Origin of the sequence: Arthrobacter bambusae (assembly GCF_030812595.1) — a bacterium.
GTDB classification, from domain to species: domain Bacteria; phylum Actinomycetota; class Actinomycetes; order Actinomycetales; family Micrococcaceae; genus Arthrobacter; species Arthrobacter bambusae_B.
Window position 1 is genome coordinate 123,379 of record NZ_JAUSSZ010000009.1, and the last position, 14,731, is coordinate 138,109.

The 14,731-nt window shown below is 64.6% G+C and carries 19 protein-coding genes and 1 pseudogene; 12 read left to right on the top strand and 8 right to left on the bottom strand.

Annotated elements, in window-relative coordinates; genetic code table 11:
- Positions 1–32: 32 nt before the first annotated feature.
- From J2S96_RS13510 to J2S96_RS13525, 4 genes are all read left to right on the top strand, one after another.
- Positions 33–932, top strand: a complete 900-nt coding sequence (locus J2S96_RS13510; RefSeq protein WP_306864287.1) for a glycerophosphodiester phosphodiesterase — start codon at positions 33–35, stop codon at positions 930–932.
- 149 nt (positions 933–1,081) lie between these two features.
- Positions 1,082–1,576, top strand: coding sequence for a DoxX family protein (locus J2S96_RS13515; protein WP_306864290.1), 495 nt, complete (start codon positions 1,082–1,084; stop codon positions 1,574–1,576).
- Complete coding sequence (locus tag J2S96_RS13520; RefSeq protein ID WP_306864292.1) at positions 1,573–2,325, top strand: AzlC family ABC transporter permease; 753 nt, start codon at positions 1,573–1,575, stop codon at positions 2,323–2,325. Before J2S96_RS13515 ends, J2S96_RS13520 begins: the two co-directional genes overlap by 4 nt.
- The gene (locus J2S96_RS13525) at positions 2,322–2,633 is read left to right on the top strand and encodes an AzlD domain-containing protein (RefSeq protein WP_306864295.1); all 312 of its coding nucleotides are present in this window, start codon (positions 2,322–2,324) and stop codon (positions 2,631–2,633) included. The genes J2S96_RS13520 and J2S96_RS13525 overlap by 4 nt, the downstream gene beginning before the upstream one ends.
- A 56-nt stretch (positions 2,634–2,689) precedes the next feature.
- Here the strand turns inward: J2S96_RS13525 and J2S96_RS13530 are convergent, their stop codons facing one another.
- Positions 2,690–3,310 carry a TetR/AcrR family transcriptional regulator gene (locus J2S96_RS13530; protein WP_306864298.1) on the bottom strand — a complete coding sequence of 207 codons (621 nt, stop codon included), beginning with the start codon at positions 3,308–3,310 and terminating at the stop codon, positions 2,690–2,692.
- 70 nt (positions 3,311–3,380) lie between these two features.
- Between J2S96_RS13530 and J2S96_RS13535 the strand changes: the two genes are divergently transcribed.
- Positions 3,381–3,707: a thiamine-binding protein gene (locus J2S96_RS13535; protein WP_306864301.1), complete on the top strand. Its 327-nt coding sequence runs from the start codon at positions 3,381–3,383 to the stop codon at positions 3,705–3,707.
- Between the two features lie 91 nt (positions 3,708–3,798).
- On the opposite strand, the gene J2S96_RS13540 is transcribed toward J2S96_RS13535, so the two are convergent.
- Positions 3,799–4,119 carry a type II toxin-antitoxin system PemK/MazF family toxin gene (locus J2S96_RS13540; protein ID WP_306864306.1) on the bottom strand — a complete coding sequence of 107 codons (321 nt, stop codon included), beginning with the start codon at positions 4,117–4,119 and terminating at the stop codon, positions 3,799–3,801.
- A complete protein-coding gene (locus tag J2S96_RS13545; RefSeq protein ID WP_306864307.1) occupies positions 4,116–4,322 on the bottom strand; it encodes an antitoxin MazE family protein in 207 nt (68 codons plus the stop codon). The genes J2S96_RS13540 and J2S96_RS13545 overlap by 4 nt, the downstream gene beginning before the upstream one ends.
- 146 nt (positions 4,323–4,468) lie before the next feature.
- Here J2S96_RS13545 and J2S96_RS13550 point away from each other — a divergent pair, with 146 nt between their 5' ends.
- From J2S96_RS13550 to J2S96_RS13560, 3 genes are all read left to right on the top strand, one after another.
- Complete coding sequence (locus J2S96_RS13550; protein ID WP_306864309.1) at positions 4,469–5,152, top strand: O-methyltransferase; 684 nt, start codon at positions 4,469–4,471, stop codon at positions 5,150–5,152.
- A 15-nt stretch (positions 5,153–5,167) separates the two neighbouring features.
- On the top strand, positions 5,168–5,671 hold the full coding sequence (locus tag J2S96_RS13555) for a GNAT family N-acetyltransferase (RefSeq protein WP_306864312.1): 504 nt from the start codon (positions 5,168–5,170) through the stop codon (positions 5,669–5,671).
- A gap of 90 nt (positions 5,672–5,761) precedes the next feature.
- Entirely contained in the window at positions 5,762–6,664 is a 903-nt protein-coding gene (locus J2S96_RS13560; protein ID WP_306864315.1) for a spermidine synthase, read from the top strand.
- Between the two features lie 49 nt (positions 6,665–6,713).
- Here the strand turns inward: J2S96_RS13560 and J2S96_RS13565 are convergent, their stop codons facing one another.
- Positions 6,714–7,610, bottom strand: coding sequence for a LysR family transcriptional regulator (locus J2S96_RS13565; RefSeq protein ID WP_306864317.1), 897 nt, complete (start codon positions 7,608–7,610; stop codon positions 6,714–6,716).
- Positions 7,611–7,739: 129 nt separating this feature from the next.
- On the opposite strand from J2S96_RS13565, the gene J2S96_RS13570 reads away from it, so the two are divergent.
- Both J2S96_RS13570 and J2S96_RS13575 read left to right on the top strand, forming a co-directional pair.
- Entirely contained in the window at positions 7,740–9,125 is a 1,386-nt protein-coding gene (locus tag J2S96_RS13570) for an MFS transporter (protein WP_306864320.1), read from the top strand.
- Positions 9,122–9,865: a 3-hydroxybutyrate dehydrogenase gene (locus J2S96_RS13575; protein ID WP_306864323.1), complete on the top strand. Its 744-nt coding sequence runs from the start codon at positions 9,122–9,124 to the stop codon at positions 9,863–9,865. The genes J2S96_RS13570 and J2S96_RS13575 overlap by 4 nt, the downstream gene beginning before the upstream one ends.
- Here the strand turns inward: J2S96_RS13575 and J2S96_RS13580 are convergent.
- Both J2S96_RS13580 and J2S96_RS13585 read right to left on the bottom strand, forming a co-directional pair.
- Positions 9,862–10,074 (bottom strand): helix-turn-helix domain-containing protein, encoded by a 213-nt coding sequence (locus J2S96_RS13580; protein ID WP_306864326.1) that lies wholly within the window; start codon positions 10,072–10,074, stop codon positions 9,862–9,864. The genes J2S96_RS13575 and J2S96_RS13580 overlap by 4 nt on opposite strands.
- A 2-nt stretch (positions 10,075–10,076) precedes the next feature.
- Entirely contained in the window at positions 10,077–10,328 is a 252-nt protein-coding gene (locus J2S96_RS13585) for a hypothetical protein (RefSeq protein WP_306864328.1), read from the bottom strand.
- Positions 10,329–10,614: 286 nt separating this feature from the next.
- Here J2S96_RS13585 and J2S96_RS13590 point away from each other — a divergent pair, with 286 nt between their 5' ends.
- On the top strand, positions 10,615–11,298 hold the full coding sequence (locus tag J2S96_RS13590; protein WP_306864331.1) for a hypothetical protein: 684 nt from the start codon (positions 10,615–10,617) through the stop codon (positions 11,296–11,298).
- Between the two features lie 27 nt (positions 11,299–11,325).
- Here the strand turns inward: J2S96_RS13590 and J2S96_RS13595 are convergent.
- Both J2S96_RS13595 and J2S96_RS13600 read right to left on the bottom strand, forming a co-directional pair.
- Positions 11,326–11,960, bottom strand: a pseudogene (locus tag J2S96_RS13595) (LysE family translocator).
- An 82-nt stretch (positions 11,961–12,042) separates the two neighbouring features.
- On the bottom strand, positions 12,043–13,515 hold the full coding sequence (locus J2S96_RS13600) for an amino acid permease (RefSeq protein WP_306864334.1): 1,473 nt from the start codon (positions 13,513–13,515) through the stop codon (positions 12,043–12,045).
- Between the two features lie 297 nt (positions 13,516–13,812).
- Here J2S96_RS13600 and J2S96_RS13605 point away from each other — a divergent pair, with 297 nt between their 5' ends.
- Positions 13,813–14,616, top strand: coding sequence for an IclR family transcriptional regulator (locus tag J2S96_RS13605; RefSeq protein WP_306864337.1), 804 nt, complete (start codon positions 13,813–13,815; stop codon positions 14,614–14,616).
- Positions 14,617–14,731: the final 115 nt, after the last annotated feature.

The window sequence follows — 14,731 nt, forward strand, 5'->3', positions numbered from 1 at the left end:
TCGCCGTCGTGGGCGTGGGCTACGGTGTCCCCATGACGAATGACACGCCCGGTCGTCCGGACCAAAGCACGGATCAAAACACGCGACCCATGGTCTACGCCCACCGCGGAGCCAGTGCCGCCTTTGCGGAGCACACGCGTGCCGCGTATTTGAAGGCAATCGCCGACGGCGCCGACGGGGTCGAGTGCGACGTGCACCTTACCCGTGACCAGCACGTGGTCCTGCTTCACGACGCCAATCTGGACCGTACCTCGGACGGCACTGGTCCCGTGGCTGAAAAGACCCTCGAAGAGCTGCGGCAGCTGGACTTCTCCTCCTGGAAGGGCGCCCGGATTCCGGATCAGTACGGCGCAAAGTCGGACCAGCTACTGACGCTACCGGAGTTGCTGGATATCCTCCGCGGTGCCGGCAGGGCCATCGGCTTGGCCATTGAGCTCAAGCACCCGAGCCCTTACCAGCTCAAGCTTGAAGACCGCGTGCTGGAACTCCTGGGCGGCCAGGGCTGGGATGCAGAGACCTCCATGGTGGACAACATCCAGGTTTCATTCATGAGTTTCAGCCCGGATTCCATTAAGCACCTGCTCCAGTTCGTGCCCGCGGAGCATCTTTGCCAGCTCGTGGACGACGTCACGGTGGAAGATGTCCGCGATGAGCTCGGTCTGGGCGCCTTCACCGGGGGAGCGGTGGCCAACGTGATGAAGGCAGCCCAGCAGGAGGGCGAACGGATCCTGGACGACTGCGAAGTTGGGCTGGCCGGCCCGGGTATTGACTACGTCCGCAAGCACGCCCGCACCGTCCAGCGCTGGCTTGAGTCCGGCCGCCGCTTCCGGGTGTGGACCGTTGATTCGGAGAACGATGTCGCCCTGTGCCAAGGCCTTGGCATCCACGAGATCACCACGAACAAGCCCGCGCAGGTCCTCGCCCAGCTTTAGGGTGGCGGTGGTCGGCGCCAGGTCCGGCCAGGAACAAAATATGCATCATGCTGAACTTGGTCCAGTATTTTGAATGCTTTCGGACCGTTGATGTCCTGCCAGCTACCTTCCGGTTACCGCGCCGGGCGGGGCTGTGGTTGCATGAAGACATGCGTTTATCACGGTCCGCCCGGACAACCCAGACCCTCTCCGCGGCGGCCATGAGTGCACTCCTGCTCGTCAGTGCTCGGAAGCACTTCCAGCAGCCGAGTTTCTTCGCCCCGGTGGTCCCGGACTATCTCTGCCGCGAGGACCATGCGGCGGGGCGCTCCGAACTCGAAGGCAGCCAAGGCAACGACAACGCAGCCGCACCGCATAACGGCGCCCTGGCGCTCATGTCCCGGGAGGAGTGGATCGCGGTGAGCGGACTGCTTGAGGCGGCTGCCGCCGTCGGGCTCCTCGTTCCTGCCACGCGCAAGGCCGCAGCCTTCGGCACCACGCTGATGTTCACGGCATTCCTGGCGGGCCACGTTGACGCGCTCCGCCGCGCCTACTCTCCCGCCGGAAGCGCGTCCGCCCGTCGGATACACACACTGCGCCTGCCTTTGCAGGTCCCCCTGATCCTGTGGGCATGGAGCCTGGCTGGAGCGAAACGGGGCGAATGAAACTCCTCGAATCCCCGGCGATGAAGGTGGGCCTCTCCATCAGCATCGCAACGGGCTTGTATGGGATCTCGTTCGGGGCCTTGGCCTCGGCCTCCGGATTCACTTTCTGGCAGACCATGGCGTTCAGCCTGCTCATGTTCAGCGGTGGCTCGCAATTCGCGTTCATCGGCGTCGTGGCCGGTGGCGGCTCCGGCATTGCCGCCATGACCGCCGCCGCTCTACTGGGCCTGCGTAACGGCATCTACGGGATGCAGATGAATGCGCTGTTGCGTCCCCGCGGTTGGCTCAAGTACCCGCAAGCCCACATCACCATCGATGAATCCACGGCCACGGCGTCAGGCCAAACCGATCCGGATGAACAACGCCGCGGCTTCTGGACCGCCGGCATCGGCATCTTCGTGCTGTGGAACATTTTCACGGCCGTCGGAGCCCTGGCCGGGGATGCCTTGGGTGACCCGAAGCAGTGGGGCCTCGACGGCGCCGCCGTGGCCGCGTTCCTGGGCTTGCTGTGGCCGAGGCTCAAGGGCCGCGAACCGTGGGCGATTGCCGCAGCCGCTGCACTGGCGACCATCGTTGCGGTCCCGTTCGTTCCCGCCGGCGTACCCATCCTTGTGGCCGCCGTCGTGGCTGGGGCCATTGGCTGGTTCAGCCACGGGCGCAGTGACGAAGGGATGGAGCCGGACCTCGATCCCTACCCGCACAGCCATTCAGACGCGGATCCTGCCAGCCGCGAAAGGAACGCCCAATGAATCTCTGGCTCTGGATCCTCATCGCCTGCGGGCTGGCGTACCTCACCAAGCTTTCGGGCTATTTCGTTCCGGCGAAACTACTGCGCAGTCCCCGGATGATGCGTGTGGCCGGCACCATCACCATCGGCCTGTTGGCATCCCTGACCGTAGTCAACGCGGTAGCGTCCGGGCAGTCCCTGGCCTTCGATGCCCGGCTCGGTGCACTGGCTGCGGGCGCCGTCGCGCTGTGGCTCCGGGCCCCGTTCCTTGTGGTGGTCATTGTCGGATCAGCCGCGGCGGCGGGCCTGCGACTGCTCGGCTGGCGCTGACCGCGACGCGCGTGGTGCCAGCCGTCGCCGCAGCGCGCAACGCCGTCGTGCGCTGATTACTGGAAAATCATCCCGGGGATCGGGGTCTGTTGCGGCAGCGGGCGCGACGGCCGTTCGGTGCGGATGGCGTCCTCGAGCAGTGCAACCGGCCGTTCCCAAGCGCGGGATCCCGGCTCCATGGTGTCCACGGCGCCGATCAGCATGGCAACAAGGCGCACCATGTCCTCAATGGAAATGTCCCGGCGAAGCGAACCCTGGCCTTGGCCGCGGCTAAGGAGTTCAGCCATGGAATCGATCAAGCCGCCCGTGATGCCCACCAAGAGTCCGCGGCGGCCGGCGACGGCGCCCAGCAGGTTCGCGTCTTCGCTGGCAACCTTCACCACGGCGTCGATCACGTTGATGAGCCCGACGGCGGCATCCATGCCGGCGAGGGATTCTTCCACCACCGGGTCCACATGAAGCCTGAGTTGCCGCGACAGCGAGGCTAAGACGAGTTGTTCTTTGTCGGCAAAGTTGCGGAACAAGGTAGCCGGGCCAACTCCCGCGGTGGCGGCGATCGTCTGGAGCGGGACCTCCGGGCCCAGCTCACGGAAGCACTCACGCGCCGCCGTGATGATCTTGTCTACATTGCGCGCAGCGTCAGCTCTAAGTGGCTTGCGTTCCAAGGGCCGGTCCATGCTGTTCACAGTAGCAACGGAGGGGCTCCAATCACTTTTGTGACATTCTTGCGCGTGAAAGACTGGATTCATGTTGCTTGCCTTTTCAGTTGCCCCGTCCGGCCAGCCCGCTGCTGGCGCCGTTTCTGCCTCCGCGGACGGTTCCGTGCACGACGCCGTTGCCGAGGCCGTGAAGATCGTCCGCGAATCCGGGCTCCCCAACCAGACGGACTCCATGTTCACCACCATCGAGGGTGAGTGGGATGAGGTGTTCGACGTCGTGAAGCGCGCCACCGAGGCGGTGGGCAAGTATGGCAGCCGCGTTTCTCTCGTGATCAAAGCGGATATCCGGCCGGGATATGCGGGCGAGATTACGGGCAAAGTCGAGCGGCTGGAGCGGGCGATCAACGAGGGATAGCCGCTTCCTTTCGGAGCTCGCACGGGTGCTCGGTGAGCTGGAGGGGTTGCGGTTTATCGCTAGGGCGCGCCGCGCCGTGCGGAGATCCAGGTCAGGCAATGCCAAGGAAGACCAGCAGTGCCCGCTCCACTGCGACCAGTTCCATTGCCGTCAGGTGCCCCAACCGCTTGTGAGTGTTGGCCAGGGGCACAGTGGTCAGCTTGTCGATCATGAGCTGGCTTTTCTGCGTCAGGCCCGTCCGGGCGGAGGGTTCCACCGGGATCCGCAGCAGCGGCGCATCTTTCAGGGTGGAGGTCAGCGGGATTACCGTCACGGAGCCCACGTCCTCGAACCGGTCATCCTGGATGACCAGCGCCGGTCGGGGCTTGGAGGCGTATTCCCCGCCGGCCACCGTCCAGATCTCGCTCCTCACTCCTCGTCCCAGGACACGGAAACCGCGTCGATCCACTCGTGAATGTCCTCGTGCCGGTCGGACTCCGCCACAATGGCGCTCTGCCGCTTCGCCTCCTCAGCGAAGGACCTGGAGCGGGTGTCCGGGACCCACACCTGAATCGGCCGGAAGCCTGCTTCACGCATCCGGCGCCTGTGCTCACTGACTCGGTCCCTCACACTCATGATTTCCATTGTTCATGTAACACGCGCGGGTGGTAGAGCGCGAGTCCTCGGACACCTTCAGTTACGACGGTGCCGGACGCCTCCTTGCCGACAAGCGGAGTGGCCGGTCCTTCCCTCCTCCCCATCCCCGGTGCCAGACTGGGGCCATGTTTGAACACAAGGCCCAGCCCGGCTGGGTGGCCGTCGAAGACTACCTGTCCACCGCCGTCGTCCGCCCGAACGCTGCGCTCAAACACGCCGTGCAGACCGCCCTCGACGCCGGGATGCCTCCCATCGAGGTGGCGCCCAACGCCGGCAAGCTGCTCAAGATCCTGGTGCAGCTGTCCGGCGCGCGGCGCGTACTGGAAATAGGTACGCTTGCCGGCTTCAGTGCGATCTGGATGGCCCAGGGGCTGCCCGACGACGGCCGCCTGGTCACGTGCGAATACCTCCCGAAACACGCTGAAATCGCCCGGGCAAACGTCGACATGGCTGGGATCGGCCACAAAGTCGATATCCGGATCGGCCCGGCGTTGGAGACGCTTGCGGCGCTGGCCGATGATCCCACACGGGACGGCCCGTTCGACTTCGTCTTCATTGATGCCGACAAGGAGAACGATTCCACCTACCTGGACTGGGCGATTCGGCTCGGGAGGCCGGGCACGGTGATCGTGATGGACAACGTGATCTGGGAGGGCGCCATCCTGGATCCTTCCATGGACGAGGTGAATGCCCCTGGCATCGTGGGGGCGCTGGAGATGATGGGCAAGGATCCGCGCCTTGACGCAACGGCAATCCAGACGGTTGGATCCAAGGGCTGGGACGGCTTCGCGATAGCCCGGGTGGTGTGAGGTTAGGCTGTGCGCATGGAATTTACCCTCCGCCCGGCAATGGTGGACGATGTTGAGGCCCTGACACGCATGCATTTGGCTGCCTGGCGGGAAAGCTACGGGCACCTCCTGCCCGAGGAGTTCTTCGCCTTCCGTGAGGCCACTATCAACACTCGGATCGAGCGGCAGCGGGAAGCGTTGGGTGGCTCTTACAGCCCGATGCTCGCCCATGATCCCGACGGTGCCGTGGTGGGCATCGCTTCTGCCGGCGAGTCCCGCGATGAGGATTCGCCATGCGAGCTGGAACTGCAGATGATCTACACCTTGCGACGTGTTCACGGTTTGGGCGTGGGGCAAGCATTGGTCGACGCGGTTATCGGCAACGCTGCCGCTTACTTGTGGGTGCTTGAGGACAATCCACGCGCCCAGGCTTTCTATCGCAAGAATGGATTCCGGGCCGACGGTAGGCGCCAGTTATTGCCCCCGGACTGGCACGAGCTGCCGGAAATCCGGATGGTGCGCACCGCCGTCGGGGGCTGACCAGGAGGAGGTTCGCACCGCCGTCGGGGGCTGACCGCACGGCGCCGGCGTCAACTAGGGTTGAAGCATGACCGAAACAGGGCAGCTGTAGTGGCGAAGCGCGGCAAGGGCAGGGGCCCCGGGCAAGCTGGCGGGGTTATCGAGGTGCCCGAGGGCACGAAACCGAACGGTCCCGTGGCGGGTGTCTACTACATCGACACGGGCGACTGCGAACTCGTGGCAGATCCGGACAATTCCACCGGCTGGCTTCTGAGGATCAATGGCGTGATGAGTTCGCACATCGATGTCGCGGACCCGCTGTTCCTGGACTTTGAGTACATGCGCTGGATTGCTGCGTTGGTCGAGTCCAAATGGCCGCGCCCATCCAAACCCAAGCTGCGTGCCTTGCACCTCGGCGGCGGAGCCTGTTCCCTGGCCCGGTACTTCCACGCCGCCTACCCTGAGGCACGCCAAGTGGTGGTGGAACTCGACGGCAAGCTGGCCGAATATGTGCGCGGCTGGTTCGAACTCCCGAAGGCCCCGTTGCTTCGAATCCGGGTCGGCGAAGCCAGGGAGGTTACGGAAGGCCTCACTCCGGGCACCCGCGACCTCATCATCCGGGACGTTTTCTCCGGCGCCCTCACTCCGAGGGCCCTCACAACCCGCGAATTCAACGATCATGCGCAAAGGGTGCTGGCTCCTGGCGGGCTTTATGTGGTGAATTCCGGAGATGCCCCGGACCTCAAGAACGCCCGTGAAGACGCCGCCACCATTGCAGACACCTTTGCGCACACCATGATCATTGCCGACCCCGCGATGCTCAAGGGGCGGCGGTACGGAAACATGATCATGGCCGGTAGTCACGAGCCTTTCGGCGACGATCCCCAACTCGCCCGGAAGCTGCTCGGCGGGGCGGTGCCCGCGCATATCTGGGACGATGCCAGGGTCCGGGCATTCGTCGCGGGCGCCCAGATCCGGTATGACCCCGTACCGACCCCATCGACTGCTCCGTAACTGTCGTTTACGGGGCCCAAAACGACCACTTCTCAGCAGTCGACGTTCGTTAGTGGCGCGCGAGGAGCAGCTCGCGATGGGCGGCCGTCTCCTCCTGCAGGGCGTGCACGACGGCGGCAACGGCCGGGCGGCGCATCGAGTCGGGCCGCAGGACCATCCAGTAGGGGAGCAGCTCCGCGAAATCCGAGGGCAGCAGCCGCACCAGGTCAGCGTGCCGGTCCGCCATGAAGCACGGCAGGAAGCCGATGCCGGCCCCGGCGCGCGTCGCTTCCACGTGGACGAAGACATTGGTGGAGCTCAAGCCGTCGCGCATGGACGGGACAAGCCGGCGAGGGGCATCGAGATCGTCCACTTGCAGCATGGAGTCCACGAAATAGACCAGTTGATGCCGCGTGAGCTCTTCGACTGTGCCGGGCATGCCGTGAAAAGCCAAGTACTCGCGCGACGCATACATTCCGAGCATGTATTCGCCCAGCAGCACAGCCTCGGCCCGGTGCACCTGGGGTTCGCCCACCACCACCTCAAGGTCCAGGCCGGAACGCTGCTGGAGCGCCCGACGGGTCACGGTGATGATCTCGACGGTGAGTCCGGGATGCGATCGCCGCAAGCGCGCCACGGCGGGTGCCGCGATGTATGCGCTGAAACCGTCAGTTGCGGTCATGCGTACGACGCCGGCAATAGGGTCCGGCGCGCGGTCTTCGGATCCCAGCGCGCCCACCGCCGCTTCGATCCGCTCTGCCACGCCCACGGCCTCGGCGCCAAGCTCCGTGATTTCCCAACCGCCTGCCGCCCGCGCGAGGACCCTGCCGCCGAGAGCCTTTTCGAGCGCCGCGATCCTGCGGGAAACGGTGGTGTGGTTCAGTCCCAAGGCTTGGGCCGCCGTCGTGAACTTACCTGAGCGCGATACCGCGAGGAGGACCAGAAGATCGTCGGGATTCGGATTCATATCTGCAATTCTGCACACACCGGGTGCCATTTTGGCTATTGAAGCAGCCGTAATGTGCGGCAATACTCATTTGAGCATTTCGTGTTGTGGATCACAGCACGTGTCAATGTGGACACTAAGGAGATGGACATGAGCGTAGGACAACGCTCCGCAGGCGCAACCGCCAATGGCCCAGAAGGTAAAGGCGCAGGCCTGAAGAAAATCGTTGCCGCCTCGATGGTGGGCACCGTGGTGGAATGGTACGAATTCTTCCTCTACGCCACCGCCGCAACGCTGGTTTTCGGCAAGTACTTCTTCCCGCCCACCGGGAACGACCTTGACGGCATCATCCAGGCATTCCTGACGTACGCGGTGGGCTTCGTGGCCCGGCCCCTGGGCGGGATCGTCTTCGGCCAGATCGGTGACAGGCTCGGCCGCAAACCCACCCTGCAGCTCACCATCGTGATTGTCGGCGTCTCCACCTTCCTCATGGGCTGCCTTCCCGGCTTCGCCGACCTCGGATACTGGGCGCCGGCCATGCTCGTGGCCCTCCGCTTCATCCAAGGCTTTGCACTGGGTGGCGAATGGGGCGGCGCGGTGCTGCTGGTGGCAGAACACAGCCCGAGGGAGTCCCGCGGATTCTGGTCAAGCTGGCCGCAGGCCGCGGTTCCCGTCGGCAACCTCCTCGCCACGCTGGTCCTGTTCATCATGTCCACCACCCTGAGCAGTGCAGCCTTCCTCGGCTGGGGATGGCGTGTGGCCTTCTGGCTCTCCGCCGTGATCGTCTTCGTCGGCTACTACATTCGCACCCACGTGACCGAGGCCCCGATCTTCCTCGAAGCGAAGGCCCAAGTGGAGAAGGAACAAGCCGTCAGCTACGGCGTCGGTGAGGTCATCCGCAAGTACCCCAAGGGCATCCTGCAGGCCATGGGACTCAGGCTCGCCGAGAACATCATGTACTACCTCGTGGTGAGCTTCTCCATCGTGTACCTCAAGACCGTGGACAAGTACGACACCTCGTCCTTGCTGCTCGCCCTGCTGATCGCACACGTCGTCCACTTCCTGGTCATTCCGCAGCTGGGCCGCCTGGCAGACACCTGGGGACGTAAGCCGGTTTACCTGGTCGGTGCCATCAGTTGCGCCGCCTGGCCGTTCTTCGCCTTCCCCATGTTCGACACCAAGAACGCCGTGGTGATCGTTGCCGCCGTCACCATCGGCCTCTGCCTGCACGGCTTCATGTACGCGGGTCAGCCAGCAATCATGACCGAACTCTTCCCCACCCGTATGCGCTATTCGGGCGTCTCCCTTGGCTCGCAGGTCACCTCGATCTTTGCCGGTTCGCTCGCCCCGCTGCTGGCCACCCAGTGGCTCAAGGACACCGGATCGTGGCTGCCCACCGCCATTTACCTGGCGATCTCCTGCGCAATTACCGCCGTCGTCGTCTTGACGCTCAAAGAGACCCGCGGCGTGGCGCTGGAAGACGTCGACAAAGCCGACGCCGTTCGCCACGGCCTCCCCATCGGGGCGCACGCGTGAGCCTGGAGGGCCGCAAGGCCCTGGTCACCGGCGGAGCGAGCGGCATCGGCGCGGCCTGTGCCACGGCCCTCGCCGCGCGGGGCGCGAAAGTTGTAGTGGCCGACGTCGATGCCGCGGGAGCCACGGCGCTCGCCGACAAGCTGGGCGGCACCGCCTGGGCCGTCGACCTGCTCGATACGGAGGCGCTCGCCGGACTCAGCCTGGATTGCGACATCCTCGTCAACAATGCTGGCATCCAGAAGGTTGCCCCCATCGAGGAGTTCGAGCCGGCGGACTTCCGCCGCATCATGACCCTCATGCTCGAGGCGCCGTTCCTGCTCATCCGGGCCGCCCTTCCGCACATGTACGCCAACGGATTCGGCCGGATCATCAACATTTCCTCGGTCCACGGGCTGCGGGCGTCGGCGTTCAAGAGCGCGTATGTCTCGGCCAAACACGGCCTTGAGGGCCTCAGCAAAGTGACGGCCCTCGAAGGCGGCCAGCACGGGGTCACCTCGAACTGCATCAACCCGGGCTACGTGCGCACACCGCTCGTCGAGAAGCAGATTGCGGACCAGGCCCTGCTCCATGGCATCCCTGAATCCGAGGTCCTGGCGAAGGTCATGCTGACCGAGTCGGCGGTCAAGCGCCTCGTGGAGCCGGAGGAAGTGGCGTCGCTGGCCGCGTGGATAGCGTCCGACGACGCCGGCATGGTCACCGGGGCCAGCTACACGATGGACGGAGGCTGGTCCGCCCGCTAACCGGGATTGTCCTCGGCCTCGGCCACGGCGGAATGCTCAATGTAGGACTCCACCGCCGATTCCGGAACGCGATAGGACCGCCCGAACCGCACTGCGTGGATGGCGTGCGAGTTCACCAGGCGGTAGACGGTCATCCGGGATACCCGCAAGGCCTGGGCAACCTCGGCGATTGTCATGAATCGGTTGGCTGGAATGCCGGCAGTGGCCATGTTCACCACGCCTTCTTCAACTGGCGGTAGTCGTAGTAGACCACCGTTCCACTCCTTGGCGTGACGGTTCGCAAGCCGACCGATGAGCCCTTGATCTCGGTAACCACCCCTTCTTGGTGGCCGTTGAAAGGATCGTCGCCGGCCACGTAATCGCCCACCTTGAAAGGGGATGATGCCGTCCTGATCCGCACCGAAGCGCGGGAGAGTGCCTGCCTGAATCTCGCGGCCAGGGCGCGGCGGTGCTGCATGCGCATCCGAGCAGCGTGCTTTCCGTAAGGATCGAACATCTGGACCACTCCCTTGCAGCTTCGATGCGCCCAGCGTAGGCAGCGACCACACGCAACACATGAGTGACTTTCACCCGTTATTGCACATGGGTCACTCAGGTCACTTGGACCACTACTTGGACAAGGACCTGAAGGGAAACGAGTGGTCGCCGAAGTAGTCCGGGCTAAAGACGGGTAGGGGCTACGCATGCCGGGCGGGCGAACAGTCCCTACGCTCGAAGCAAATGTTCCGTCAGGTCTGGGAGGGGGAACAATGAGGCGAGCGGCAAAAACAGGAATCGTCGTTGCGGGAGTGGTGGCGGTGGGGTTGGCGGGGGCGATCACCCTCAACGCCACGCAGACATCGTCGAGTTCGAATGCCGGAGCGGCGCCGTCGGCTGCCGTCAGCGCAGTGGCTTCCGCGCTTGGTGCGAACAAGACGCCGACCGCGACGCCGGGCGCCACCGTTTCGGCGCCAGCCGCCAACGCGCCGGCCAGCGCGGCGCCATCAAGCCAGGCGCCTGTCCCTGCATCGACGGACAGTCCCAAGCCCGATGCGCCAGTCGCACCGGGCCCGGCGCCTGCGCCTGCTCCGGCTGCACCCGCTCCTGTGGTGCCTGCTCCGGCGGCCCCTGCTCCTGCGGCCCCTGCTCCTGCGGCCCAAGGCCTCGACGCGGCCGGGGTCCAGCGTGTCGAGGACAGCTGCACCGCCAGGCTGCAAAGCGATGCAGCACACTCCGCGATAGTGACCGGAACGGTAGTGCCACGGCCTTTCACCGTTGTCTCCATCGCCTTCTCCGGAAACCCCATGCCATCCAAGGGGGCCTCCGGTGTGGCGTCGTACGACATCCTCATGAAGATCACCACCAAGCTTGTTGATGGTGCTGCCCAGGACAGCGTGCGGGTTTGCCGGGTCTACGACTCGGATTCACACGTGGATTGGCTTCCGGCCGGCTGACTCCACAAGTGCATCAGGGCCTGCGGCCTAGGACTTGGCGCCTGTGAGGGCCAGCGTTCCGCCGAGCCCGATCATCATGACGCCGCCCGTGGCACCAACCTGGCGATCCGGCGCGGGGAACGGGCAAACCAGTGGCGTGCGGTGCCCGCGGCAAGGGCCCAGATGCTGTCGGAAATCAGTGCAATCAGCAGGAAAGCAACCCCCAGCTCCGCGAGCTGAAGCGGAATACTGCCGCTTGAATACTCCACGAACTGGGGCAGCACCGCCACGAAGAAAACGATCGACTTCGGGTTGCTCGCTCCGACGATGAAGCCCTCGCGGATCAGACGCCACATGGATCGCGACGGCGCCGGCCCGGCCGCCGTCGAACGCCCGCCGCGGTGACGTATCGCCTGCACCCCGAGGTAGATCAAGTAGGCTGCGCCGGCGAACTTGATGATGGTGAACAGCACGATCGACTGGGCCAGGACCGTGCCGAGCCCCAATGCCACGGCAATGATCTGCGGAATCATGCCCAGGGCGTTCCCCAGGACGCTGAGGAGCCCGCCTTTGCGGCCTAGGGCGAGGGAACGTCCAATCACGAACAGCACGCTTGGACCGGGGACGGCGATGAGGACCAGGGCGGTCAGCGCAAAAGCCAGGAGGTTGGTGAGCGGAACCATGCCTGATAATAGCGCGGGCCTGCGATGACGGTCGATGGCTGGTGGCGGGCCGCCGTCGTCGTCCTGGTCCCCATCGGGCGCGCTAGGAGCGTTCGGCGACCACGGGAATCGAGGCTGTCTCGTCGACGAGGTCGGCCCGCACTCGGCCGCCACCTCGAACCCACAGCTTGTATGCGAGCACCAGCAACCCGAGCCAGACAGCGCCGACGTATAGGGCCACACGGGTGTCCTCAAAGACGCCCAGGATGACGATCACCAAGGCCATGAAGGCGATGGTCAACACAGACGCTGCCGGCCACCATGGCGACGCGAATTCCGACGCCGGGAGTCCTTTGCGCCTGATCTCGCGCTTCATGGCGACGTGCGATGCGAGGATCATGACCCACACCCACACTGTCGCGAAGGTGGCGATGGAAGCGATCACCAGGAACACGTCCTCCGGGATCACCGCATTCAGCACCACGCCAACCAACAAGATGCCGCCCATGAGGACTACGGTCATCCACGGAACGCCATGCCTGGAGATCTTGCCGAAGCTCTTGGGAGCATGTCCTTGCTGGGAAAGTCCGAAGAGGATGCGTCCGGCGCCGAAAATGTCGCTATTGATGGCTGAGAGCGCAGAGGTGATGACCACGGCATTGAGGATGTGGGGCGCCGCAGGAATACCGAGGCCGCTGAAGATCTGCACGAACGGGCTGCCGTTGTTCCCGATTTCATTCCACGGGAACAAGCTCATGAGCACACCAAGCGTCAGCACGTAGAACAGGAGCACGCGTACCGGGACGGTGTTGACGGCCTGGGGAATGACTTTCTTGGGGTCGGCGGCTTCGCCGGCCGTGATGCCGATCGTCTCGATCCCGCCGAAGGCGAACATGACGACGGCGAACGAGGCCAAGAGTCCGCCGAAACCGTTCGGGAACAGGCCGCCATGGTCAACGAGGTTCCCCAGCCCCGGTGCCACACCGCCGTTGCCGGAGTGGAAGCCGAACACAATGATCGCAGCGCCGCCCGCAATCATGGCGATGATCGCCACCACCTTGATAAGCGAGAACCAAAACTCGAGTTCCCCGAAGACCTTGACGCTCAGGAGGTTCATGGCGCCAAGGAGCAGGATGATCGCCAGGACCCAGATCCATCGGTCCACTTGTGGGAACCAAAAGCCCATGTAGATACTGAACGCGGTCACGTCCGCGATCGCGACGATGGCCATTTCGAAGACGTAGGTCCATCCGGTGACGAACCCTGCCAGCGGCCCGAGGTAGCGGCTGGCGTACTGGCCGAACGAGCCGGAGACGGGGTGGCGGACGGCCATTTCGCCGAGGGCACGCATCACCATGAAGACGGCTGCGCCACCGATCATGTATGCGAAGAGAACCGCGGGCCCGGCCTTTTGGATCGCGGACGCGGAACCGTAGAAGAGGCCCGTGCCGATGGCCGAACCGAGGGCCATGAAGCGGATGTGGCGGACATTGAGGCCGCGGCTCAGCGCGGTGCCAACCGCGCTTTCAACGGCTTTGGCCGGTGATGTCCTCTCGGCCGTTGGGGCTTGCTGCATGCGAATACCTTCTCGTCATTGGGAGGGGGACTGTTAACCAGCAGACCATCCCGCAGCGCCCTGTGATGGGCCTCACGGCGCATCGTTGTCTCGGTTCTCAGACGCTGCGCCGGGATGGTTGGTAGCCGGGGTGACTTGTCCACGAATGTCTGGAATTCCAGACAGCTTAATGTTCTGATTGGCTTTCAGGTCCGCTCCGGGAGGCGCACGCTTAAGTACGGGATCCCGGACACCTGCATTGCCGCCTTTGTGGCGGAAGGGGCTAGCCGGGCATTACCGTGCACTCGAAGAGGAGCCATGACTACACAGCCGTCCACTCAAGGCCGGGCCACTTCCAAGGTCCCCGCCGCCGAGAACACCCTGCGCATCCTGAAGCTGCTCGCTTCCAGGCGTGGCCCGATGGCAGCGTCCAACATCGCCACCGCGCTTGGCCTGCCCCGGTCCAGTGTTTATCACCTGCTTGGAGTCATGGAGGCCAACGGCTTCGTCCTTCACCTCCATGAAGAGCAGCGCTATGGGCTGGGAATCAGTGCCTTCGAACTCAGTTCGGCGTACTCGCGGCAAGAGCCGTTGTCACGGCTCGGCCGCCCCATGCTTGCCGCACTCGTGGATGCGATCGGCGAGAGCGCGCACTTGGCCGTCCTGCACGGCCGCGATGTGCTCTACATCGTGGAGGAACGGGCCAAGAACCGTCCGTCCCTTGTGACCGACGTCGGGGTCCGCCTTCCAAGCCACCTCACCGCGAGCGGGCGCGCGATTCTTGCCGCCCTGCCGAAATCGCAGGTGAGGGCCCTGTACCCGAATGCCGCCGCCTTTACGGCCCGGCACGAGATGGAATCGCCCATCATGAAGTACTCGGCCCTGTCCTCGCATTTGGACCAGGTCCGGCAGCGCGGGTATGCCACCGAACACGGCGAAGTCACGCCCGGCTTTGGCTCAGTGGCCGCCGCCGTCACCGATCACCTGGGATGGCCGACGGCGGCAGTCGCCGTGACATTCCTGGAGGACCGTGTGCCGGTGGAAGAATGGCCCGCGCTGGCTGCCCGAATCCAGAAAACGGCGGACGAGCTGTCGATCCGCATCCACGGCCGCCCGTCCTGACCCGTCCCGGTTGAGTCTGGCATTCCGGACAGCACCCACCATAAAGCCGTTCCAAGACTGTTGCGGAGGGGCTCTACTGGATACAGAAGGACTTCCACCTAGCAACCTCCAGAGA

Coding starts and splice junctions, on each gene's coding strand:
- J2S96_RS13550 (WP_306864309.1), top strand. CDS start 4,469: ATGTTTGAACACAAGGCCCAGCCCGGCTGGGTGGCCGTCGAAGACTAC.
- J2S96_RS13520 (WP_306864292.1), top strand. CDS start 1,573: ATGAAACTCCTCGAATCCCCGGCGATGAAGGTGGGCCTCTCCATCAGC.
- J2S96_RS13590 (WP_306864331.1), top strand. CDS start 10,615: ATGAGGCGAGCGGCAAAAACAGGAATCGTCGTTGCGGGAGTGGTGGCG.
- J2S96_RS13600 (WP_306864334.1), bottom strand. CDS start 13,515: ATGCAGCAAGCCCCAACGGCCGAGAGGACATCACCGGCCAAAGCCGTT.
- J2S96_RS13585 (WP_306864328.1), bottom strand. CDS start 10,328: ATGCGCATGCAGCACCGCCGCGCCCTGGCCGCGAGATTCAGGCAGGCA.
- J2S96_RS13580 (WP_306864326.1), bottom strand. CDS start 10,074: ATGGCCACTGCCGGCATTCCAGCCAACCGATTCATGACAATCGCCGAG.
- J2S96_RS13570 (WP_306864320.1), top strand. CDS start 7,740: ATGAGCGTAGGACAACGCTCCGCAGGCGCAACCGCCAATGGCCCAGAA.
- J2S96_RS13565 (WP_306864317.1), bottom strand. CDS start 7,610: ATGAATCCGAATCCCGACGATCTTCTGGTCCTCCTCGCGGTATCGCGC.
- J2S96_RS13525 (WP_306864295.1), top strand. CDS start 2,322: ATGAATCTCTGGCTCTGGATCCTCATCGCCTGCGGGCTGGCGTACCTC.
- J2S96_RS13605 (WP_306864337.1), top strand. CDS start 13,813: ATGACTACACAGCCGTCCACTCAAGGCCGGGCCACTTCCAAGGTCCCC.
- J2S96_RS13555 (WP_306864312.1), top strand. CDS start 5,168: ATGGAATTTACCCTCCGCCCGGCAATGGTGGACGATGTTGAGGCCCTG.
- J2S96_RS13530 (WP_306864298.1), bottom strand. CDS start 3,310: ATGGACCGGCCCTTGGAACGCAAGCCACTTAGAGCTGACGCTGCGCGC.
- J2S96_RS13515 (WP_306864290.1), top strand. CDS start 1,082: ATGCGTTTATCACGGTCCGCCCGGACAACCCAGACCCTCTCCGCGGCG.
- J2S96_RS13545 (WP_306864307.1), bottom strand. CDS start 4,322: ATGAGTGTGAGGGACCGAGTCAGTGAGCACAGGCGCCGGATGCGTGAA.
- J2S96_RS13535 (WP_306864301.1), top strand. CDS start 3,381: ATGTTGCTTGCCTTTTCAGTTGCCCCGTCCGGCCAGCCCGCTGCTGGC.
- J2S96_RS13510 (WP_306864287.1), top strand. CDS start 33: ATGACGAATGACACGCCCGGTCGTCCGGACCAAAGCACGGATCAAAAC.